Raw genomic sequence first — 22,548 nt, forward strand, 5'->3', positions numbered from 1 at the left:
GCGCCTGCCGCCCCTATCGATGGGCGGCAGGCGCGGGCCGAGTCGTTTCGGCGTATTGCATACGCGGGCGCCGGTAACGTCGGGTAATACAGCGGTTGCACTTTGCAACTTGTTCCGCGTGGCGATGGCGTACTCTGAAACTGCCAATTCCGGCAGTATCAACAGGAGTCAACACCATGCGCAAACTGAAGATCGCCGCCGCGTCGGCAATCCTCGTCGCCACCTCGATGTTCGGCGTCGCCCATGCCGCAGACGCCACCGCGCCGGCCACGGGTCCGCATGCCGCCATGCACCAGATGCGCGGCGATCACGGTCCCTGGGGGCTCGGCGACATTCGCAAGCTGCACGATCAGCTCAAGCTCAACGCGCAGCAGGAACAAGCCTGGCAGCAGGCCGTGAACACGTCGAAGCAGAACCACGACGCCATGCGCAAGAATGGCGAACAGTTCCATCAGATGATCGAGCAGGCGAAGGATCAGCAAGTGCTCGATCTGGCCGGCATGCGCGCCGCACGCGAAAAGGTATTCGATCAGAACCGTCAGCTTCACAGCCAAACGGAAGATGCCTGGCTGAACGTCTACAACGGGCTGAACAACGATCAGAAGATCCTCGTGAGCAACGCCGTCAAGGCGCGCTGGTCCAGGATGAAGACCTGGCACGACAAGGCGATGCAGCATCGCGGCCAGATGCCCATGGGTGCGCCGGCGATGCAAGCGCCGGCCGGTCAGGCGCAATAACCGCGTAAATACGAGGCCGGCGCCGCCGGCGCTCGACTGCCCGGCATATCGTGAGACGCCCGCCCCCTGCCGTCGTGCAGGGCCGGGCGTTTTTTATTAACGCGAGCATGCCCGCCGGCGCGAGTCCGTCGACCCAGGCGTCGACTGCGCGGGTTTCGGCTGGCGATATTGGCGATCCGGCTTGCGTCATATCGATATGACGGCGGCCTCGCTATGCAAAGACGAATCGCTTATTGGCGCGAGCGGCTGGCATCGCGATACAAGAAGGAATCACTTGCCTTGCATGCCCGGCGCTTTCGCCGCGTTGTCACGACTTTCAGCACTCTCGCTTCGCCATGTCCCGTCAGATCGATTGCCTCCTGCCCGCCCAAACGCATCGCGTCTCCGAAACGGCACCGCCATATCCTCAGCGCCGCCGCTTTCTTCAGCGCGCAGGGACGGCGATGTTCGCGGGGGGCGCCGTGCATGTCTTCGGTGCCGCGAGCGCATTGACACTCGGTGACGATGCCCGTGCGGCCACCTCGCCGCTCACACTGCGCATTGGCTATCAGAAGTCGTCGACGCTCATCGTGCTGGCCAAGGCACGCGGCACGCTGGCGCACGCGCTCGCGCCGCACAACGTCACGCTCACGTGGCACGAGTTCACGAGCGGGCTACCGCTGCTCGAGGCGCTCAACGTCGGGAGCATCGATTTTTCGGCCGACGTGGCCGATACGGTGCCGGTGTTCGCACAGGCCGCGGGCGCGCGCATCGCCTATGTCGCGCGCGAGACGCCCTCGCCGGATGCCGAAGCGATTCTGGTGCCGCAAAACTCGCCGATCAAGACGCTCGCGGATCTCAAGGGCAAGCGCATTGCCGTGACCAAGGGCGCAGGTGTGCATTACCTGCTGATCGCGGCGTTACAAAGCGTAAGTCTGCGTATCAACGACGTGCAGCCGGCCTACCTCACGCCCGCGGACGCACGCGCGGCGTTCGCCAGTGGCAACGTCGACGCCTGGGTGACGTGGGACCCCTTCCTGGCGGGCATCGAGCGTCAAGACAAGGTGCGCACGCTGACGAGCGCGCGCGGGCTCGCGGGCTATCAACGCTACTACCTCGCGACCCCCGCGTTTGCCCGCGATCACGACGCCGTGCTGCGCGAGGTTTACCGGACATTGCGCGAGACAGGTCAGTGGGTACGTGCTAACCCGCGCGATGCCGCAGCGCAGCTCGCCCCCCTCTGGGGACTGGATACCGCCACGGTCGAAGCCGCCAACAGGCGCCGCAGCTACGACGTGCAACCGGTGGTGCGCGACGCCATCGCCGAGCAGCAGCGCATTGCCGACGCCTTCACGCAAGCGGGTCTGCTGCCCAGACGGGTCGACGCCGCCGATGCCACCTTCTGGCAACCGCCGGCCTGAGCGCTGCGACACGCGGCGCAATACCTAGCAAAACTGATAGTTCGGTCAGGAAAGCGTCGCCATGGCGTAATTCCCACAATATCGTGTGAATTTCTCAGGTATTCCCAACGGAATTCATACACGTGTTTATACTTCAGTATGTAATACCTGAAGCATTCGGCCGGAGCCCCCCCGGAACGGCCTTGGCGTCTCGCCAGATTGCCGACTCGGCGCCGACGGCAGCCCCTCGCTGCCTTCCGGAAACGTCGGTCTGGTTCGACGACATCATGAAATTCGCACACCGGTGCAACACGTAAAAGTGTGCGCCGGTGTTGCCTATTCGCCGTCCAGGGATAATGCAAGTCACCAGATCGCTCTACCTGCTCGGACCGATGCGGGTCGAAAAAGGCAAACAGGCATGCGCCGTGAAATACACGAAAGCGCGCGGGCTGTTGGCCTATCTCGCGCTTCAACCGGGCTATCACACACGCGGCGCACTCGCCGACCTCTTCTGGCCGGATGAAGACGGCCAGGGCGGTCGCGACAAACTCAAGCGCATGCTCTTTCACCTGCGCGACACGCTCGGCGACGAACTCTTCGAATCGGATCGCCAAGTCGTGCGCTTGCGTCCCGAGACGGGCCTGTGGATCGACGCCCACGTCTTCGCGAACATGATCGAGCAGGCCGATCGCACGCTCGACGGCGTCACGGGTCTGGATCTGGCGGCGCATCTCCAACATCTGGCCGATGCCGTCGCCCTTTACCAGGGGCCTTTCCTGCACGGCCTGTCGGTACGCGACACGCCCGATCTCGAGCAATGGATCGAGTTGCAACGCGACGAATACCAGCGCCGGCGCGTCTTCGGCGAACGACTGCTCGCCGACGGCTACGCCCGTCTGGGCGATCTCGATCAGGCACTCGCTCACGCACGACAGCTCGTGGCGCTCGCCCCGTTCGACGAATCGTGCTGGCAGTGCCTGCTTGCACTGCTGCTGCGCGCGGGACGTCGCGACGAGGCCGAAACCGAATACCGCCGCTTGTGCGACATCCTGCGCGAAGAACTTGATGAGACGCCCGGCGCGGCGCTCACGCAGTTGCTGGAAACACCACCCGCGCGAATGGAACAGCGCGCCACGGGGCCCGAGCGCCGCCAATTGACGGTCGTGGCCATCGAATTCGCGCCCAACGGCATCGACGATCCCGATCAACTCGTGGGTGTGATGCGCCCGCCACTCGTGCAATGTGAAACGATCCTGCGTCAGTCGTGGGGCTACACGATGCGCACGCCAACCGGCGGCCTGCTCGGCTATTTCGGATATCCCACCGCACTGGAAGGCGCCGGACGCCACGCCGTCGAAGCCGCCATGCGCTGCGTGCAGGCAAGCACCGCACGCGTGGGCATCGGTGTGGGCGTTCACACCGGACTCGTCATCAGTTCGGTCGCCGACGACAGCCCCGACACCGGCGGGCGCGTCTCACGCTCCGCAACGCAGTTGGCCGACATGGCGCTGCCCGGCGAAGTGGTGATCTGCGATGCCACGCAGCGCCTCATCGGTGTCGCCATCGCGACCACGCCCCATGGCAGTGTGCGCGAGCGCCATGCGAATCGAGATATCCCGGTGTTTCGGGTCAATCCCGACCCCACCCCGGAGCGCCGCTCGCGCCGGCGTGCGGCCATGCTCTTCGGCCGCGATGCGGCGCTGGCCGAACTCGCCCGTGCACACGCGGCCATGCGCGACGCCGCTACCGGTCAGGGCACGCTCGCGCTGGTGATCGGCGAGGCCGGTATCGGCAAGACGGCGCTGGTGCGTCATTTCATCGAAACGCGCGGCCTGCGCGCGATCGATCTGGCCTGCGCACAAGACGGCGCGGGCACGCCGTTCCATCCGATTGCCCGCTGGCTGCGCACGCAGTCCGCAGCCGACGCCTCGCAACTCCCGCAACCCGCCCTGCTCGCGCATCGGCGCCTGCGAGCGCTGTTCGACATGCACGCCGACGGCAACGTGCCGCACGCGTGGAAGCAGGTCGTGCTCGACGAAGCCCCCGCCCTGCTCGCCGCGCTGCTACCCGACGGCGGTGTGCTGATGCTCGACGACGCCCACTGGACCGATCCGTCCACGCAGGAATTGCTCGCGCTCATGGCGGAAAATCCGCCGCGCGGCCGTCTGTTGGTCGTATGCGCGCGCCCCGAATTCGAGCTGCCATGGCATCACACGGTGAGCTTGTGCCGCATCGACCTGGCGCCGCTCGATGCGGGCGCCGCCGCCTCCATCGTGCGCGCGGCGACGCCACGCGTGGCGCTGCCAGCGGCCATGCGCGAGCGCATCGTGCATCTCGCCGAAGGGGTACCGTTGTTCCTGCAAGAGCTGGCGCGGGCTACCGCCGCACAGCAAGGCGGACGCGGTCCGGTCGGCGCCATGCCAATGCCGGCCAGCCTTCAGGAATTGATGATGGCGCGCATCGACGCCGCCGGCAGCGCGAAGCCAGTGGCTCACTTTGCGTCGTGCCTCGGCCCGGAGTTTCAGGCCGACGTACTCGCCGTCGCAAGCGGACGTTCGATGGCGCTCGTCGAGCGCGCGCTCGACACGCTCGTTGCCTGCGCCCTCGTGCAACGTCAGGACAGTGGCCGCTACGTCTTCCGTCACGCGCTGCTGCACAAGGCCGCCTACGATGCGCAGCCGCAGGAACGCCGCCAGGATGCGCACCGCCGGATCGCGCTCGCCATGCGCGAGCACGACGCGTCGGCCGTGCAGACCGAGCCCGAAGTGCTTGCCTGGCATTTCCGTCAGGCCGACGAGCCGCAGGCGGCCATCGAGCACTACCGTCTTGCAGGCGAATTCGCGACGGGGCGCCAGGCATTCCGTGAAGCGTGCGCGCACTATCAAAGCGCACTGGATGTCTTGCGGCAGACGGGCGCCAACGCCCAGACCGCGCAGCAGGAATTGCAATTGCGCATGGCGCTCGGCGTGCCGCTCGTCTCGCTGCATGGTTATGGCTCGGAGCCTGCGCGTCACAATTTCGAAACGGCGCTCGCGCTCGCGCAGCCGATGGGCGACGACATCGCGCTGTTCCCTGTCTACTGGGGGCTGTGGCTCGGCTCCAGTTCGTGGAGCGACTTCGATCGAAGCATCGACCTCGCCCGCAAACTCATCCTCATCGCCGAACAGGCCGATACCGGGCCGTTGCTCGCGCACGCGTACTACGCGCTGGGCAACAGCCTGTGCTGCTACGGCGACTTCAACGGTGCGGTAACGGCGCTGGAAACCGGGCTCGCGCATTACCGGCCCGAACACGCCGACACGGGGCTCGGCGAGGACGCCCGCATCACCGGACTGTCGTTCCTCTCGTGGGCGTACTGGTTCACCGGACGTCACGACGCGTCGATCGCCGCCAGTGAGGAAGCGCTGGCGATGGGACGTCAGCAAGGCCGTCGGTACTCCTTCTCGTTTGCGCTGGTGTTTGCGGCGATGTTGCGACGCTTGCGTCGTGAAGTGGCGTCTGCCGAGGCACTGGCGAGCGAGGCGACCGAAGTGGCGACGGAGGCGGGCGTGGCTCTCTGGGCGCTCGCCGGACAGACGATTCGTGGCTGGGCACTCGCCTCTCGCGGCGACGTGAACGGTCTCGAGCGCATTACCGACAGCGTGGGCCGTCTGAGCGAGATCATGGGTGGCGTCGAAGGCATATTCTTCGGTCTGCTCGTGGAAGCATGCGCGGGAACGGGCGACATCGCGCTCGGGCTGCATGCGGCCGAGCGCGGTGCCCACGTGGCGGCGCGCCGCAGCGACGCCCATTGGCAAGCTGAATTCCTGCGTCAGAAGGGCGACTTCCTGCGCGCCGGACATCATCCCGACGACGCGGTGCGCCCTTGGCTGGAACAAGCCTTGCAGATCGCACAGGCGCAGGCGTCGCCGTCGCTCATCTTGCGTGCGACGCTCAGCCTGTTGCGCCTGAGTGGGGGCAACGCGCCAGGCGACGACGATCGGGTGCGGGTACTGCGCGAGGCGCTCGACGCGCTCGAAGGCGGCGAGACGCTTGCCGACGTACAGGAGGCACGCACCCTGATTGCCAACATGTCGGCGCCGCAGCCCGCACGCCGCACCGCCCGCTACGGAAGTTGACCGCGCGCACCGGCAAGCCGTTGCCGGCGCGGGGCCCGCTCAGGCCCTGCGAATAGGCGCTATCAGGCACGTCGTATGTCCGCCGGAGGCCCGGCCGCTATATTGAAGCGACCGGTGCCCCCAACCCATCCGACATGCCCATCGACCCCATGCGTATGCCGTCCGGCCCTTCGCCGGACAGTCGCCCGACCGCCAGCAACGCGCCGTTCACGCGGGTGAGCGCCGTACACGCGGCCCCTGCCCCGCTCGTCTCGCGCGAAGTCGTCGTCTCCGGCTGCGTCAGTCGCCATCACTCGTTCGATCTCTGTTCGCTCATGCGTCTGCCGACGCAACTGACCGGGCCGCTCGACGTCGTCTGTCTGTCTGGCCGGAAAGTGCGAAGTGCGAGCGATTACAAAGGCGTGCGGCTGACCGCGCTGCTCGACGTCGCACGGCTGCATCTGCCGCAAGCGCGCGATTTCACGCGGGCGTTCGTATTGGCGCAAGGGGCAGACGGCTACACCGTCCTGTTCTCGTGGCACGAGCTGTACAACACGCCGGTGGGTATCGGCACGCTCGTCGTCTATGAACGCGACGGCCTCCCGCTTGGCGACGACGAAGGAGGCATCGGCCTAATTTCAACGTGCGACCTGCGCGTGGCGCTACGCCAGGTACGAGCCCTCAAGCGGCTCTTCGTCCATCTGGCCGATCCGCTCACGCGCTGAGCCCCTTCGCAGCGACCGTGCGCCACCGACACTGGTGGCACGCTTCTCACGGTGACGCGAACCATGACGGCATCTCATCGCAATTCAGACTCGACAGGCAAGAACGCCATCGGCCGCTGGCGCATGCCTCCCGAGGGGGTTGTCATGGCGTCGTTCGGCGATCCTGCGGCCGATGCGCATGCGCACGACATCGTGAAACAGGCATTCCCCGACAGACACGTCGTGCAGTTGCCGCTTCGCGGGATTGCCCGGCGCGGCGGCGGCATTCACTGTTGCACGCAGCAACAACCGGCCGCCGCGCGGCCCTGAGCCATCAGGCCGTCTTAACTCGACACCACACGACGCTTGCGCGGGGCCGCCGTCTTCGGCTTCGCCTGCGACTTGCCGGCAGTCTTCGCAAGAACCGCCCCCTCGCCTGCCGCCTTACGCACCGCCCGCTTCGGCGGCACGGTGGTGGCTTCCGGCGACATCTTCACCGCCGCAGACTTGCGACGCGGTATCTGCGGCGCACCAGCCCCAAGCTGGGAGCGCACGCGCTGCTGCATATCGGCGATATCCGAATCGAGAATCAGGCGGCCGCGCAGCTTCCCGTTCATCCGTTTGATATAGGTGCGCGCCTCCTGCATATGGAAATGCATGAGTTCGCGCACGCGCTCGGCGTCGCCTGCGCGCGCCGCATCGGTAATCTCGCGATGAATGTTGACGTTCGCCGTGCCGAACTTCTCATGCTCGCGGCGCGGCGTCTCGTTGCCGAACACGATCAACTGGCGAATCATCTCGTTGACGAGTTCGCAGGTGAAACGCAAAAAACTGTTGGGATTGGCGGCCGCGAGAATGTCGTGAAAGTCGACATCGGCCTGACGCTGACGCAGCAATTCGCGGCGATCGTGCGACGCCGGGCTGCAACACGCCATGTTTTGCTCCAGCGCTTCGAAGTCGGCCTCGGTCAGATGCGGCACGGCACCGGCAGCCAGCTCCGGTTCGAGCAACTGACGCACCGTATAGATGTCGTCGATGCTCACTTCCTTGAAGAAGAGATAGTTCTGCATGAGCTGGAACGTGCGCTCGAGCGGCACCTCCACTACCATGCCACCGCCCGACGGCCCCGTGCTCACCTTGATGAGCCCCTGCACTTCGAGCGACTTGAGCGCTTCGCGAATGGTGCTCTTCGACACCCCGAACATCTGCTGCAGCTCCACTTCCCGCGGCAAACGATCGCCGGGCAACAGATTGCCCTCGGTAATCAGGCGCTTGATGGCTTCGGCAACGAGATCGCCGCGTTTTTGCTGTTTGATTTCCAACGGCTCTCGCACCATTTGCGCATCCAATGCCATGTAGCGCCTCAAAAAGGTCTTGTTCACACGAATTTCCGACGGTGCCGCCTCGGAATTTTTTCCGATTGACACTCCAAAGCATTATACCTACGATCAAATCCATCCTATTTATCATTATAAATATGACGGATAGGGATAAGGCCCCGGACGTTGCAAGTCGTTACCGTCAGGTCGCTGCCCCGGATCTATTTTTTCAGGTCTGCGGCCGGTCGGCGTGTCACGCGCTGCACGTTGGCACCCCATGAACGATTGCTCTCTTTGCTGGAGACCCAATTGAATCGTCGTGAACTGTTGAAGCTCGCCGCTGCGGCGTCTCTGCCTGGCTCCCTATTCACCGCTCGCGACGTGTTCGCGCAAAGCACCGGCGCCATTCAATTGGCATGTCCGGTGCCGATGTCCGGGCCGTTCGCCGCCAACGGCAAATTCGCCGATCTCGGCATGAAGCTCATCGTCGAGCAGTACGGCAAAGTGCTGGGCCGCCCGCTCGCCTACACCACACTCGACACCGAGGGAAAACCCGCCACGGCCATCCGCCGTGTGCAGGAAATCGCACAGCAGAAGGGCGCGCGCTTCTTCGCCGGCGGCATTCTGTCGTCCGAGGCGCTGGCGATGGGCAAGGAAGCCGAGAAGGCCGGCGGCATCTTCATCACCACGGCCGGTGCCGACGAAATCACGGGCAAGGATTGCAACAGCGCCACGTTCCGCTGGTCGGTGCCGACCTTTGGCGCCATCGAGCAAACGGTGCGTCCGCTCATCGAATCGATGCCCAAGGCCAAGCGCTGGTACACGATCACGCCGCAATACGTGTTCGGCGAAGGCCTGCTCACTGCCGCGAAGAACATCTTCAAGGAGAAGGGCATCGAGCACGTGGGCAATAGCTATCACTCGCTCACGGAGAAAGAGTTCTCGGGCTATCTCACGAACGCGGCTGCCGCCAAGCCCGACGTGCTGCTGATCCTGAACTTCGGCTCGCAATCGTCCGACACACTGCGTCAGGCGGTGAGCTTCGGTATGAAGAAAAACTGCACGATCCTGATGGCGTGGGCGTCGGGCCTGGAACAGTTCGAGACACTCGGCGCCGATCTGTGCGACGGTGTGTACTTCGGCGCGCAGTACTGGCACGCCGTGGCCTCGCCGCTGAATCTCGATCTCGTCAAACGCACGCAGGACCGCTTCAAGCAGAACCCGAACTACAGCCTCGCGGGCTCTTACATCTGCACCAAGCTCATGCTCGACGCCATGGTCAAGGCGGGCAGTGCTGATCCGAAGGCGGTCATCGCTGCGATGGAAGGCATGAAGTACGACGGTCTCACCGGTCCGGAGGAAATCCGCAAGGGCGACCATCAGGTGCTCAAGAACTACTATCTGCTCAAGGGCAAGCCCAAGTCGAAGATGAAGAATCCCGACGACTACGCCGACATCGTCAGCGCCGGGAAATCGTTCCTGCCACTCGACAAGACCGAGTGCAAGATGGCCTGACGAAGCCGCGCAACGCCATCGCTGTCTGAAGTGTCGCTCGCGGGGACGCCTTGCCGTCCCCGCATGTGTCGTCTGCGCCGCGCGGCGAAAGCCGGGCGGCGCACGGTGCTCCACGTCCACTCAAGCTCTCCGGGACGCGCATGAACGTCTATTTGCTGCAAGTCATCAATGGCGTCGGGATCGGGATGTTGTACTTCCTGCTCGCCGTCGGGTTATCGATCATCTTCGGCCTGCTGCGCTTCGTGAACTTCGCGCACGGCGCCTTCTATCTGCTCGGTGCCTATTTCTGCTATCAGGCGTTGCAATGGGGGCTGTCGTTCTGGCTCGCGCTGATCGTCTGTCCGATCGTCGTGGGCGCGCTCGCGTGGATCGCCGAGAAGGTGCTGCTCTCGCATATCTACGAGAAGGCGCACGAATTCCATATCCTCGTCACGGTCGGCCTCGCACTGGTTGTGCAGGAACTGGTCATCATCGTGTGGGGGCCGCTGGGCGATAACGTCGCCGTGCCCGAGGTACTCGACGGCGTGGTGATGTGGGGCAGTTTCATCTATCCGAAATACCGGCTCTTTCTCATCGGCTTCACCGCAGTCTTCGCCGCCGTGCTCTGGTGGCTGCTCGAAGGCACGCGTCTGGGCAGTGCGGTGCGCGCGGGCAGCGAGTCGTCCGAGATGGTGTCGCTGCTCGGCATCAATGTGTTCCGGGTGTTCAGTCTCGCCTTCGCGCTTGGTGCGGGCACGGCTGCGCTTGCTGGCGTGCTGGCCGCACCGGTGCGCGGCGTCGAACCGTTCATGGGTATCGAAGCGCTGGGCATTGCCTTCGTGGTGGTCGTTATCGGCGGCATGGGCAGTTTCGCCGGCGCGCTCGTGGGCGGTCTCGTCATCGGCATCGTGCAGAGTCTGATGAGCACGATCTGGCCGGAAGGCGCACGACTGATGATTTATGTGGCGATGGCAGCCGTGCTGCTCATGCGTCCGCACGGCCTGCTCGGGAGGGGATGATGCTGGTACGTTACCGTTTTTGGCTGCTCGCCGCCGCTGTCACACTGATCCTGCCGGTCACGCTGTCGTCGGGCACGCTCGCGACCGAAGTCCTCGTCTACGCGCTCGCCGTGCTCGGCTGCAATCTGCTGCTCGGCTATACCGGCCTGCTCTCGTTCGGTCAGGGCATCTTCTTCGGCCTGGGCAGCTACACGCTGGGCATCATGCTCACACGCACGGCGTTGCCCATGCCGCTCGCCGTCGTCACATCGATCGTGCTGGGCGCGGTGATCGCGGCCGTCGTCGGCAGCTTCGCGATCCGCCAGAAGGGCACCTACTTCGTGATGCTCACGCTCGCGTGCGCGCAGATGTTCTACTTCCTCGCCTACACCGCGACGGACTGGACCGGCGGCGACAACGGGCTGCTCGACATCCCGCGCAAGTCGCTGGCTATCGGCGGCAAGACACTCATCCCGCTCGAGACGCCGTGGCAGTACTACACCTTCGTCGCCGTCATCTTCCTGATCGTCTTCGCGGCACTGTTGCGCGTAGCCGATTCGGTGTTCGGCCGCACGCTGCTCGCCATTCGCGACAACGAAACCCGCGCCGCCGCCATCGGTTATCACGTGAAGACGTTCAAGCTCGTGGCGTTCGCCATCTCGGGCGCCGTCACGGCGCTCGCCGGTGCCTTGCATGCGCTGATGACGGGTATCGCGCCGCTGTCCAACATCGAATACCACACGAGCGAAATGATCCTGGTGATGACGGTGATCGGCGGCACGGGCAATCTGTTCGCTTCGGTGCTGGGCGCAGCGTTCTACGTACTCGCCGCCGACTGGCTCTCCACGCTCTGGCCGCGCTGGCTGTTGTTGCTCGGCCTGCTGCTCATCGCCGTGAGCTTGTTCATGCATCGCGGCCTGTGGGGCGTGGGGGAATCGCTGTGGTACCGCATCACCGGCAAACGCCGCGACGCCAACGGCAAACTGGATACGCAAGGAGATGCGACATGAGCGGCGCGCCTAACGTGCTTATTGAAGCCAGCGGCATCGTCAAACGCTACGGCAAGTTCACGGCGCTGCATGGCGTGGATCTGCGCGTGGCCCCGCGCACGGTGCATTCCGTCATCGGCCCGAACGGCGCAGGCAAGACCACGCTGTTCCACATGCTCACCGGCACCGTGCCTGTCTCAGGCGGGCGCATCCTGTTCGACGGTCACGACGTGACGACCGAAGCCGATTACCGGCGTGTGCAACGCGGCATCGCCCGCTCGTTTCAGGTGACGGCGCTGTTCCAGAACCTGTCGGTGCGCGAGAACCTGCGACTGGCTGCGCTGGGTGTCACGCCGCGCCATGCGCTCTCGTGCTGGCGCAAGGCCGACGGCCCGCGCGCCTGCGCCAGCGTCGTTGACGACGTGCTCACGCGGCTCGCCCTCACGCGTCACGCCGACACTGCGGCGGGGGCGCTCTCGCACGGGCAGCAACGCCGCCTCGAAGTCGGCATGGCGCTGGCGGCGCGTCCCAAGGCCATCTTTCTCGACGAGCCGACGTCCGGCATGGGCATCGACGATCTCGACGACATGAAGCAACTCATCCGCGGCCTGCGCGACGATCACACCGTGGTGCTCATCGAACACAACATGAACATCGTGATGGACATCTCCGACACGATCACCGTCATGCAACAAGGCCGCGTACTGGTCGAGGGCAAGCCGGACGCCATTCGCGCCGACGATCGCGTGCGCGCCGCCTATCTCGGCAACATGATTACCGGAGGCCGCGCATGATTCTCGACGTCGCAGGCATTCACAGCTATTACGGCAAGAGCCACATCCTGCAAGGCGTGTCGCTGAGCGTCGGCGACGGCGAACTCGTTACGCTCCTGGGCCGCAATGGCGCGGGCAAGTCGACTACGCTGAAGACCATCGCCGGCGTGGTCACGCCCAAGGCCGGCAGCATCTCGTTTCTGGGCAAGCCCGTCGCCGGGCAGCCCGCGCACCGCATCGCGGCAAAGGGCGTGTGTTTCGTGCCCGAGCATCGGGGCATCTTCAAGCTGCTCACCGTCGAAGAGAATCTCAAGCTCGGCGCGCGGCGCGATTCGCCGTGGCAGCTTGCCGACATCTACCGCATCTTTCCGCGCCTGCAGGAACGTCGCAAGAATGGCGGTGCGCAACTCTCCGGCGGCGAACAGCAGATGCTCGCGATCGGCCGCGCGTTGATGAATCATCCGCGCCTGCTCATGCTCGACGAGCCGGTCGAGGGCCTCGCCCCCGTGATCGTCGAAGAGATCGTGGCGCAGTTGAAGCTCATCAAGCAGGCGGGCGTGGCCATCCTGCTCGTCGAACAGAATCTGGAAGTCTGCACGCAACTCGCCGACCGGCACTACATCGTCGAGCAGGGCGTCATCGTGTATGGCGCGGACAACGCCGCGTTTCTCGCCGACGAGGTCGTCAAGGACCGTTATCTCGGCGTGGGCGTGGCGTGATCCGCGCGTCCCGCATTCCCCCGGCGCGCGTCGTCAAGCCGCTAGGCGAGCGCGCCGTTCTGCCAACGCATGCGTCATCGTGAACCGCGCGGCGCACGCTCTGAAGGACTTGTGAACATGGAACGTCTCGATCAACCGGCTGCCGCAGTGCGCGTCGACGGCGCGCGCCTGTGGGACAGCCTCATGCAACTCGCGCAAATCGGCGCGACCGCCAAGGGCGGTGTCTGCCGTCTGGCGCTGACCGAACTCGACCGCCAGGGCCGCGATCTGTTCGTGAAGTGGGCAAAGGAGATCGGTTGCACGGTGCGTATCGACGCCATCGGCAACATCTTCGCGCGCCGCGCCGGACGCAACAACGCATTGCCGCCCGTCATGACCGGCAGCCACATCGACACCCAGCCGACCGGCGGCAAGTTCGACGGCAACTACGGTGTGCTCGCCGGACTGGAGGTGCTGCGCGCGCTGAACGACCACGCCATCGTGACCGAAGCGCCGCTCGAAGTTGCCGTCTGGACCAACGAGGAAGGGTCGCGCTTCGTCCCCGTGATGATGGGGTCCGGCGTCTATGCCGGCGCCTTCACGCTGGAGCACGCGCTCGCACAGAAAGACCACGACGGCGTGAGCGTCGCCGAAGCGTTGCGCGCCATCGGCTATGCCGGCGCGGCATCGGCAGTCGGTCAGACAGGGGCTGTCGGGGCGTACTTCGAAGCCCACATCGAACAAGGCCCGGTGCTCGAAGCTCATGAGAAAACCATCGGCGTAGTGCAGGGTGCATTGGGGCAGCGCTGGTACGACGTTACCGTCACCGGGATGGAGGCGCACGCGGGCCCCACACCGATGGAATTGCGTCGCGACGCGTTGCTCGCCGCTGCCCAGTTGATTCAGGCAGTGAATCGCATCGCGTGCGAGCACGCACCGCACGCACGCGGCACCGTCGGCTGGGTCGACAACTATCCGAACTCACGCAACGTCATTCCGGGCCGGGTGAAGCTCTCCGTCGATCTGCGTGCGGCCGACGACGCCACGCTCGACACCCTGAACGCCAAGCTGCGCGCCGAGTGCGCTGCGTTGAGCACGAAGGGCATCGACGTCGCCATCGAACAGGTGGTGTACTTCCCGCCGCAACCGTTTGCGCCGGCACTCGTGGACGCGATTCGCGATGGCGCCAAAGCGCTCGGCCTGTCGTCGATGGATGCCATCAGCGGTGCCGGGCACGATGCGGTTTATCTGGCGCGCGTGGCCCCGACGGCGATGATCTTCGTGCCGTGCAAGGACGGCATCAGCCACAACGAAATCGAAGATGCCGATCCGGCGCACCTCGAAGCCGGTTGCAACGTGCTGTTGCAGGCGATGCTGCAACGCGCGGGAGGTGCCGCATGAAGGTCATGATCGCGCGAATGAATCACGAGACGAACACATTCTCGCCGGTGCCCACACCGCTCGAAGCCTTCGGCAATCACGGACCGACGTACGACGAGGCCGCCTATCGCGACAACAAAGGCATGCGCACGGCGATGGCCGCGTTCATCGACCTGGCCGAAGCCGCAGGCGCCGAAATGGTGACGCCCGTCTCCGCCAGCGCCAATCCGAGTGGCCCGGTGGCGGCCAGCGCCTATGACGAACTGTGCCGCCGGATCGTGGCGGCGGCGAGCGGCGTCGACGCCATCCTGCTCGATCTGCATGGCGCGATGGTCGCCGAGAACAGCGACGACGGCGAAGGCGATTTGCTCGAACGCGTGCGCGCAGTGGCGCCCGGCACGCCGATTGCCGTGGCCCTGGACCTTCATTCGAACATCACACCGAAGATCGTGACCCATGCCGATATCGTCGTGGGCTTCAAGACATACCCTCACATCGACATGTACGAAACCGGCGAGCACGCCGGACGGCTTCTCTTTGAGAGGCTCGCAGGCAAGCGCCGCCCCAAGGTGGTGTGGCAACAGCCGCCGCTGATGGTGCACACGCTGCGCAGCACCAGTCACGGCGGCGCGATGAAACGCGCCCTCGACGCCGCGCGGCGGGCCGAAGCCGAGGAGGGCATCCCGGCGGTGTCGGTGTTCTCCGGCTTCTCGCTCGCCGATATACCGGCGCCGTGCATCAGCGTCGTGGTCACGGCGGACGACGGCGAGGCGGGCGTGGCGCGTGCGCAGGCTGTCGCGGACCGTATCGCGGCACAGATCTGGGACGAACGCGACGGCTTCGTCTATCGCAGCGCACCGCTGGCCGAATCGATTGCGCAAGCGAAGCAAATGGCCGACGGTGCCGACAAGCCGGTGCTGCTGCTCGATCACAGCGACAACTGCATGTCGGGCGGCACCTGCGACACGATGGACGTGCTCGAAGCCGCACTCGCGGGTGGCCTCACGGGCATCGGCGTCGGTCCGCTGTGCGACCCGGAAGCAGTGGCGACGTTGATCGCCGCAGGCGAGGGCGCCGAAGTCACGCTGGCCGTCGGCAACAAACGGCCGATGCCGCAATTGGGCATTACCAAGACGCCCCCGGTCCTCACGGGCATCGTGCGCAAGATCGGCGATGGCGAATACGTCGTCACCGGACCGACGTACACGGGCCAGCGCTGCTACATGGGACGCACGGTGCTGTTCGATATCGGTCCGGCGCGTATTGTCGTGACGGAACGCACGCACGAGGCGTGGGACCACGGCGTCTTCACCTGCGTTGGCCTCGATCCGCGCAGCGAACGCTTCCTGCTGCTCAAGTCGCGCATGTATTGCCGTCCGGTGTTCGTGCCGATCTCGGCAGGGCTCGTCGAATGCGATAGCGACGGCGTGACGAGTTCGAATTACGCGCTGTTCCCGTTCTCGCACCTGAACCGTCCGGTGTATCCGCTGGATCGGGAGGTGAAGTTCGGCGGATAAGTATGCGGTGGCGGGCCTTCACGGCCCGCCCCCACTCAACCTCCCCCACAAGGAATCCCGTCAATCGGGCATTCTTCAGTCCCGGGTGTCGAGCGGGTGATGGCCTCGACTTTGCGCTGCGTGCCTTCCGGGTCGGTGACCCAATCGCGGTAGAACCCGAACGGGCAATCGGCGACACCGTTCGCGCTTTCGCCGGAATGGATCGTCCCGGTGTATCCGCGGTGAAGCAGCTTATACAGATGGTTCTGCGACTGCATGTTCTTGCGCGCGTCACGAATCGCGCTCACGGACAGCTCCGCGTATTGCACGCCCATCTCCTCCTCGCCGCACTCACCGAGTGTGCGGCCATCGAAGCCGACGATCGCCGAGTGGCCGAAGTACGAATACACACCGTCCCAGCCCGTCGCGTTCGCGACAGCCACATACGTGTTGTTCATCCACGCCATCGCCTTCGCCACCAGCACCTGCTGATCCTTGGCCGGATACATATACCCCTGACAACGCACCACCAGCTCCGCACCGTTCATCGTGCAATCCCGCCAGATCTCCGGATAGTTGCCGTCATCGCAGATGATCAGACTGATCTTCAGCCCCTTCGGCCCCTCCGTCACGTAAGTGCGCTCGCCGGGGTACCAGCCTTCGATGGGTGTCCACGGCATAATCTTGCGGTACTTCTGCACGATCTCCCCGCGATTGTCGATCAGCACCAGCGTGTTGTAAGGCACCTTGTTCGGATGATCCTCGTGCCGCTCCCCCGTGAGCGAAAACACGCCCCACACGTTCGCCTTGCGACATGCCGCCGAGAAAATGTCCGTCTCTTCGCCCGGCACCGTCGCTGCGGTGTCGAACATCTCCTGACGGTCGTACATGATCCCGTGCGTCGAGTACTCGGGAAAGATCACGAGATCCATGCCGGGCAACCCCTGCTTCATGCCGACGACCATGTCGGCGATCTTGCGCGCGTTCTCCAATACCTCAGCCTTCGTATGCAAACGCGGCATCTTGTAGTTGACGACCGCAACGCCCACACAGTCGCGGCTACTCGAAATATCCCCATGTCGCATGAATTCCTTCTCCTTCAAAACTCGGCGGTCCCGACGCACGGCCCGCAGACCCCGGGCCGTACCGAACCCTTCCAAGAGAATCAGTGGCTGATCATCCAGGGCCTTCCCGCCGGCCGCTTCAGCCCGCCCGTTGCCGTGGACGTCTGCCCACCCGCCCCCGCCAGCGACACCTTGCCGCCGGTGCAGCAACTGCACCCCGGTCGATGACGCGACGACGGCCCGTCGCCCGAATGACGCGGTGCATGTGCAGCCCGCTCGTTCGTGGCGTGCGCCGCGCGACTCGCACTTCCCATCAACGCAAGCGATGGCGCCGTCATCACGCGCGTGCCCTCACCCCCACAATCCGGGCAGTGGCACGGCGTGTCGCGATCTGCCATGCGCCGCATGACGGCGAACGGTCCGCACGTCGCACATTCGAAGTCGTAAATCGGCATCTCCGCCTCCTGTTGTCCTATCTCGTGAGTGATGCGCGTGACGCACGCCGCGTCAGCCCTTCACCAGATCCGGCGAACACGGCATGTCGACGCTACCCGTCACATGACGAATCGGTCCGTCGGCATTCGGACGGATGTCGAAGTCGAAGATCTGCGTCGGCAACCACAACGTCGCACACGCATTCGGAATGTCGACCACGCCGCTGATATGCCCCTGCACCGGCGCACAACCGAGCAACGAGTACGCCTGTGCCCCCGAGTAGCCGAACTTCTTTAGATACTCGATGGCGTTCAGACACGCTTGACGATAGGCGAGCGTGACATCCAGATAGTGCTGCCCGCCCTGCTCGTCGACCGAGATACCCTCGAAGATCAGATAGTCGTTGTACGCCGGCGTGATGGGACTCGGCTGGAACACCGGATTGCGAATGCCGTATTTGGCCATGCCGCCTTTGATCACGTTGACACGCATGTGCACCCACCCCGCCATCTCGATGGCGCCGCAGAACGTGATCTCACCGTCCCCCTGACTGAAGTGAAGGTCGCCCACAGACAGCCCTGCGCCATCGACATACACCGGGAAGAAAACCTTCGAGCCGCGCGAGAGATCCTTGATGTCGCAGTTCCCACCATGCTCGCGCGGCGGCACCGTGCGCGCGCCTTCGGCGGCAGCCTTGTTGCGCGCGTCGCCCGTCAGCTTGCCCATATGCGCCGTCGCGGCGAACGGCGGGTTGGCCAGCGGCGGCACGCGGTCCGGCGCCGTCGCGATCAGGCCGACCTCGCGCTCGTTCCACGTCTGAAGCAATTTCGGATCCGGCAGACAGCCGATCAGTCCCGGGTGAATCAGTCCGGCGAAATTCACGCCCGGAATATGCCGCGAACTCGTGTAAAGCCCGTGGAAATCCCAGATCGACTTCTGCGCATGCGGAAAATGATCGGTCAGAAAGCCACCGCCGTTCGTCTTCGAGAAGAAGCCGTTGAAGCCCCACTGACTGTCCTGCTTCGCGCCGATGTCGAGTAGATCGACGACCAGCAGATCGCCGGGCTGCGCGCCATGCACGCCCACCGGCCCCGAGAGAAAATGCACAATCGACAGGTCGATATCGCGAACATCGTCGGCGCTGTCGTCGTTCTTGATGAAGCCGCCGGTCCAGTCGTATGTCTCGAGAATGAAGTCGTCGCCGGGATTCACCCAGCACGCCATCGGGATGTCCGGATGCCAACGGTTATGCACCTGCTCGTTTTCATACGCGGATTGGTTCAGGTCGACCTTGATGAGAGTTTCGGCCATTGCACTCGCTCCTGGTTTCAAATGCCGGTGCCAGACACCGGCGATCAATGACGCCACGCGGCGTCGGATTACACGGAGAGGTATTCGCGTACGCGCCCGGCATCGCCGGTGTCCCGCGTGCTCTGATGAACGAAGCGCCCGCCCTCGATAACGAACAGTCGGTCCGCCACGTCCATCGCGAAACTCAGCACCTGCTCGGAGACGACCACGGCGATGTTGCGCGTCGCGCGAATGTGATTGAGCGCCCGGGCAATGTCCTTGATGACGGACGGCTGAATCCCCTCGGTCGGCTCGTCGAGCAGCAGTACCTTGGGATTGGTCGCGAGCGCGCGCGCAATGGCGAGTTGTTGCTGCTGTCCGCCGGAGAGATTGCCGCCCTTGCGGCGGCGCATGTCGAACAGCACGGGAAACAACGCGTAGAGATCGTCGGGAACGGACTGACTCGCCGCATTCTCGAGCCCGGTCTGGATGTTCTCTTCGACGGTGAGCGATGCAAAAATCTGGCGGCCCTGCGGAACGTAACCGATCCCCTTGGCCACGCGCCGGAAGCTCTCCTCCCTCGACACGTCGACACCGTCCACACGAACGGTGCCGCGATTCGCGGGCAACATGCCGATCAACGACTTGAACAACGTTGTTTTGCCCATCCCGTTGCGGCCCATCACCGCAACGCTTTCGCCGCTGGCGACGGAAAAGCCGATGCCGTGCAGCACCTCGCTCTGGCCATAGCTGACGACAAGATCATCGACTTCCAACATGATGTGTCCTCCGATCAGTGTCCGAGATAAACATCGATCACACGCGGGTCGGATTGCACCTTGGCCATCGGGCCCTCGGCGAGAATCTTTCCCTGATGCATCACGGTGACCTTGTGCGCAATCCGCTCGACGAAAGCCATGTCGTGCTCGATGACGATCATTGAGCGGTTGCGACAGATTCGATCGAGCAGCTCAGCCGTCAGCTCGCGCTCGCGCACGCTCATGCCGGCAATCGGCTCATCCAGCATTAAAAGTTCGGGATCCTGCATAAGAAGCATACCAATTTCCAGCCACTGCTTCTGTCCGTGCGACAGCAAACCGGCTTCGAGGTCGAGCAAGGCCGACAGACCGATCTCTTCAGCAACGGATCGGACACGATCCGCAACCTCGCTATCCGTGCGGTAGAAAAGCGCACCGAACACGCCGCGCCCACGCGGGAACGACACTTCGAGGTTCTGCGCGACGCTCAGGTTTTCGTAGATCGACGGCGTCTGAAACTTGCGGCCTATCCCCTTGTGCACGCGTCTGAACTCGGCCAGTCGCGTGATTTCCTCGTTGCGAAACTTGATGCTGCCCGCCGTCTCCTTCGTCTTGCCGCAGATAAGATCGAGCAGCGTCGTCTTGCCGGCGCCGTTGGGACCGATCACGACACGCAACTCACCACGCTCCAGATACAGATTCAGGGAATCGATCGCCTTGAACCCATCGAACGAAACAGTGAGATCTTCTATCGCCAGAAGAAAGTCGGTGTTGCTCATGCTTTACGCTCCCTTTCTGCCTTGCTCCCGGCGCCGAGAAAACGGCGAATTCGCGGGCGCACATGCGCATCGAAAAGACCGGCCAGACCGTTCGGGAAGGCCATCACCACGCCGATGAACATGGCCGCCATCAGATACAGCCAGAGGTTGGGGAAACTCTCGGAGAACCAGCTCTTGCCCAGATTGACGAGAATCGCGCCGTACACCGCGCCGACAAGAGACATACGTCCGCCGACCGCCGCATAAATCACCATCTCGATGGACGGCACGATGCCCACGAACGACGGCGACATGAAACCGACCTGAAGCGTGAACATCGCGCCGCCGATCGCAGCGAGCAACGCGGCGAAGCAGAACGAGAACACCTTGAACATCGAGACGTCGTAGCCCGAGAACCGCACGCGGTCCTCCTTGTCTCGCATGGCCAGCAGCAGCGTACCGAGCTTGCCGCGCTGCACCCACCGGCACAGCAGCAACGCGACGATCAGCAACGCCGCGTTGACAAAGTAAAGAACGAGCTTCGCGTGGTCCGTGCGAATGTCCCAGCCGAGCAGCGTGCGCAGATCGGTGATGCCGTTCACCCCACCGGTATATCCCTGTTGGCCGATGATGAGCACCGACAGAATCAGCGCGACGGCCTGCGTGATGATGGCGAAATACACGCCGCCGACCCGCCGTTTGAACATCGCGTAACCGATCACGAAGGCAAGCGCCGTCGGCACGACGAGCACCGCGAGGATCGAGAACGGCAGATAGTGAAACGGCTTCCACCAATCCGGCAGCGCGGTGAGCTGATTCCAGTCCATGAAGTCCGGAATGCCCGGGGTGGTCTGCGTGCTCGTGGCTGCGGCGCTCGACGCTTCGAGCTTGAGAAACATCGCCATCGCATACCCGCCAAGCCCGAAGAAGACGCCCTGCCCGAGACTGAGCACGCCGCCGTAACCCCATGCGATCACCAGTCCGACGGCGACGAATGCATACGTCAGGTACTTGCCCATGAGGTTCAGGCGAAACGCGTCGAGCGCGAGCGGAAACACGACGACGATGAGCACGGCCAGTATCACGATGCCCGCGTAGCCCGAAGCATCGAAGCGCGCCAGCATTGCGCGCCAGCCGACGGGCGGGACGGGGGCCTCGGCTCGGAGGGAGACGCCGCCCGCCGAGGTTTGGATGGGTTCCATGTACATCTCTCCATACAGAGGAATCGGTCGACGACCGGGACACCGGCGCACCGGCGAATCACACGCGCCGGACTTTCGAGGCGAACAGGCCCTGCGGGCGCAGCATTAGAATGACCACTACGGTGAGGAGCGTCACCACGCGGGCAATCGAACCGGAAAGGAAAAACTCGCTGATCGACTGCATCTGCGCAATGCCGAAGGCCGAGGCCACCGTGCCGAGCAGGCTCGCCGCACCGCCGAACGTCACCACCAGGAACGAATCGACGATATAGAGCGAGCCGCTGGTCGGCCCTGTCGACCCGATGGCCGTGAACGCCGCACCGGCGACGCCGGCGATGCCGCAGCCGATCGCGAATGTCATCCGGTCGGTGCGGCGGGTATTGATGCCCGCCGCATTTGCCATCGGCCGGTTGGCGACGGTCGCGCGCACACGCAGCCCCCAACGCGAGCGGTACAGCGCCAGCAACAGGCCGCCCGTCATGACGAGCGCGAGCGCCATCACGAACATGCCGCTCACCGGAATGTCGAGACCGGGTGCCGGCTCCCACGACCCCATGAGCCAGTCGGGCAGCGCCGGGCTGACTTCTTTCGGTCCGAACGTCGAACGGAACACTTGCTGCATGCCCAGACTCAGGCCCCAGGTAGCGAGCAACGTGTCGAGCGGACGCCGGTACAGATGCCGGATCAGCGCCCATTCCGCCAGCCATCCCGCCCCGAAGGCGAGCACGAAGGCAGCGACGATGGCGAAGAAGAAATACACGGGCGCGAATACCGGCCAGACGTTCTGGGTGACCCACGAGAACATGTAGACGGTATAGGCGCCGATGGTCATGAATTCGCCGTGCGCCATGTTGATGACGCCCATCTGCCCGAAGATCACGGCCAGTCCGAGCCCCATGAGCAGCAGAACGCTGAACAGGCGCAGTCCCGCAAAGCCTTGCATCAGCGTGATATTGAAAATGTCGTTGGCGGACATC

General features: G+C 64.3%; 20 protein-coding genes. 12 read left to right on the top strand and 8 right to left on the bottom strand.

Annotation, left to right across the window (positions count from 1 at the left end; translation table 11 throughout):
* The first annotated feature begins 176 nt into the window (after window positions 1–176).
* The 5 genes from C266_RS20615 to C266_RS20635 all read left to right on the top strand — a co-directional run bounded on the left by C266_RS20615 (window position 177) and on the right by C266_RS20635 (window position 7,247).
* Window positions 177–737 (top strand): periplasmic heavy metal sensor, encoded by a 561-nt coding sequence (locus tag C266_RS20615; RefSeq protein WP_010806693.1) that lies wholly within the window; start codon window positions 177–179, stop codon window positions 735–737.
* A 443-nt stretch (window positions 738–1,180) separates the two neighbouring features.
* Window positions 1,181–2,137: an aliphatic sulfonate ABC transporter substrate-binding protein gene (locus C266_RS20620; protein WP_036663938.1), complete on the top strand. Its 957-nt coding sequence runs from the start codon at window positions 1,181–1,183 to the stop codon at window positions 2,135–2,137.
* Between the two features lie 335 nt (window positions 2,138–2,472).
* Window positions 2,473–6,234 carry a BTAD domain-containing putative transcriptional regulator gene (locus tag C266_RS20625; RefSeq protein ID WP_010806695.1) on the top strand — a complete coding sequence of 1,254 codons (3,762 nt, stop codon included), beginning with the start codon at window positions 2,473–2,475 and terminating at the stop codon, window positions 6,232–6,234.
* A gap of 134 nt (window positions 6,235–6,368) precedes the next feature.
* Window positions 6,369–6,938, top strand: coding sequence for a molybdopterin-dependent oxidoreductase (locus C266_RS20630; protein WP_010806696.1), 570 nt, complete (start codon window positions 6,369–6,371; stop codon window positions 6,936–6,938).
* Between the two features lie 63 nt (window positions 6,939–7,001).
* Window positions 7,002–7,247: an agmatine deiminase family protein gene (locus C266_RS20635; RefSeq protein ID WP_010806697.1), complete on the top strand. Its 246-nt coding sequence runs from the start codon at window positions 7,002–7,004 to the stop codon at window positions 7,245–7,247.
* Between the two features lie 14 nt (window positions 7,248–7,261).
* Here the strand turns inward: C266_RS20635 and C266_RS20640 are convergent, their stop codons facing one another.
* Complete coding sequence (locus C266_RS20640; protein WP_010806698.1) at window positions 7,262–8,272, bottom strand: FadR/GntR family transcriptional regulator; 1,011 nt, start codon at window positions 8,270–8,272, stop codon at window positions 7,262–7,264.
* Window positions 8,273–8,545: 273 nt separating this feature from the next.
* On the opposite strand from C266_RS20640, the gene C266_RS20645 reads away from it, so the two are divergent.
* The 7 genes from C266_RS20645 to C266_RS20675 all read left to right on the top strand — a co-directional run bounded on the left by C266_RS20645 (window position 8,546) and on the right by C266_RS20675 (window position 16,085).
* Window positions 8,546–9,751, top strand: a complete 1,206-nt coding sequence (locus C266_RS20645; RefSeq protein ID WP_010806699.1) for an ABC transporter substrate-binding protein — start codon at window positions 8,546–8,548, stop codon at window positions 9,749–9,751.
* A 140-nt stretch (window positions 9,752–9,891) separates the two neighbouring features.
* A complete protein-coding gene (locus C266_RS20650; protein WP_010806700.1) occupies window positions 9,892–10,749 on the top strand; it encodes a branched-chain amino acid ABC transporter permease in 858 nt (285 codons plus the stop codon).
* The gene (locus C266_RS20655) at window positions 10,749–11,738 is read left to right on the top strand and encodes a branched-chain amino acid ABC transporter permease (RefSeq protein WP_010806701.1); all 990 of its coding nucleotides are present in this window, start codon (window positions 10,749–10,751) and stop codon (window positions 11,736–11,738) included. The genes C266_RS20650 and C266_RS20655 overlap by 1 nt, the downstream gene beginning before the upstream one ends.
* Entirely contained in the window at window positions 11,735–12,511 is a 777-nt protein-coding gene (locus C266_RS20660) for an ABC transporter ATP-binding protein (protein WP_010806702.1), read from the top strand. The genes C266_RS20655 and C266_RS20660 overlap by 4 nt, the downstream gene beginning before the upstream one ends.
* Window positions 12,508–13,209, top strand: coding sequence for an ABC transporter ATP-binding protein (locus C266_RS20665; protein ID WP_010806703.1), 702 nt, complete (start codon window positions 12,508–12,510; stop codon window positions 13,207–13,209). Before C266_RS20660 ends, C266_RS20665 begins: the two co-directional genes overlap by 4 nt.
* Window positions 13,210–13,326: 117 nt before the next feature.
* Complete coding sequence (locus tag C266_RS20670; protein ID WP_036663941.1) at window positions 13,327–14,589, top strand: Zn-dependent hydrolase; 1,263 nt, start codon at window positions 13,327–13,329, stop codon at window positions 14,587–14,589.
* Window positions 14,586–16,085 (top strand): M81 family metallopeptidase, encoded by a 1,500-nt coding sequence (locus C266_RS20675; protein WP_010806705.1) that lies wholly within the window; start codon window positions 14,586–14,588, stop codon window positions 16,083–16,085. The genes C266_RS20670 and C266_RS20675 overlap by 4 nt, the downstream gene beginning before the upstream one ends.
* 35 nt (window positions 16,086–16,120) lie before the next feature.
* Here C266_RS20675 and C266_RS20680 read toward each other — a convergent pair whose 3' ends face one another.
* The 7 genes from C266_RS20680 to urtB all read right to left on the bottom strand — a co-directional run bounded on the left by C266_RS20680 (window position 16,121) and on the right by urtB (window position 22,547).
* On the bottom strand, window positions 16,121–17,149 hold the full coding sequence (locus C266_RS20680) for an aliphatic amidase (RefSeq protein ID WP_010806706.1): 1,029 nt from the start codon (window positions 17,147–17,149) through the stop codon (window positions 16,121–16,123).
* An 80-nt stretch (window positions 17,150–17,229) separates the two neighbouring features.
* The gene (locus C266_RS20685; RefSeq protein ID WP_010806707.1) at window positions 17,230–17,583 is read right to left on the bottom strand and encodes an FmdB family zinc ribbon protein; all 354 of its coding nucleotides are present in this window, start codon (window positions 17,581–17,583) and stop codon (window positions 17,230–17,232) included.
* A gap of 52 nt (window positions 17,584–17,635) precedes the next feature.
* Window positions 17,636–18,874 carry a formamidase gene (gene fmdA, locus C266_RS20690; protein ID WP_010806708.1) on the bottom strand — a complete coding sequence of 413 codons (1,239 nt, stop codon included), beginning with the start codon at window positions 18,872–18,874 and terminating at the stop codon, window positions 17,636–17,638.
* A gap of 68 nt (window positions 18,875–18,942) precedes the next feature.
* Entirely contained in the window at window positions 18,943–19,632 is a 690-nt protein-coding gene (gene urtE / locus C266_RS20695; protein WP_010806709.1) for an urea ABC transporter ATP-binding subunit UrtE, read from the bottom strand.
* Window positions 19,633–19,646: 14 nt separating this feature from the next.
* Window positions 19,647–20,390, bottom strand: a complete 744-nt coding sequence (gene urtD / locus C266_RS20700; protein WP_010806710.1) for an urea ABC transporter ATP-binding protein UrtD — start codon at window positions 20,388–20,390, stop codon at window positions 19,647–19,649.
* The gene (urtC, locus tag C266_RS20705) at window positions 20,387–21,571 is read right to left on the bottom strand and encodes an urea ABC transporter permease subunit UrtC (RefSeq protein ID WP_010806711.1); all 1,185 of its coding nucleotides are present in this window, start codon (window positions 21,569–21,571) and stop codon (window positions 20,387–20,389) included. Before urtC ends, urtD begins: the two co-directional genes overlap by 4 nt.
* A gap of 58 nt (window positions 21,572–21,629) precedes the next feature.
* Entirely contained in the window at window positions 21,630–22,547 is a 918-nt protein-coding gene (urtB, locus tag C266_RS20710) for an urea ABC transporter permease subunit UrtB (RefSeq protein ID WP_010806712.1), read from the bottom strand.
* Window position 22,548: the final 1 nt, after the last annotated feature.

It is taken from the genome of Pandoraea sp. SD6-2 (assembly GCF_000389825.1).
Classification (GTDB): domain Bacteria; phylum Pseudomonadota; class Gammaproteobacteria; order Burkholderiales; family Burkholderiaceae; genus Pandoraea; species Pandoraea communis.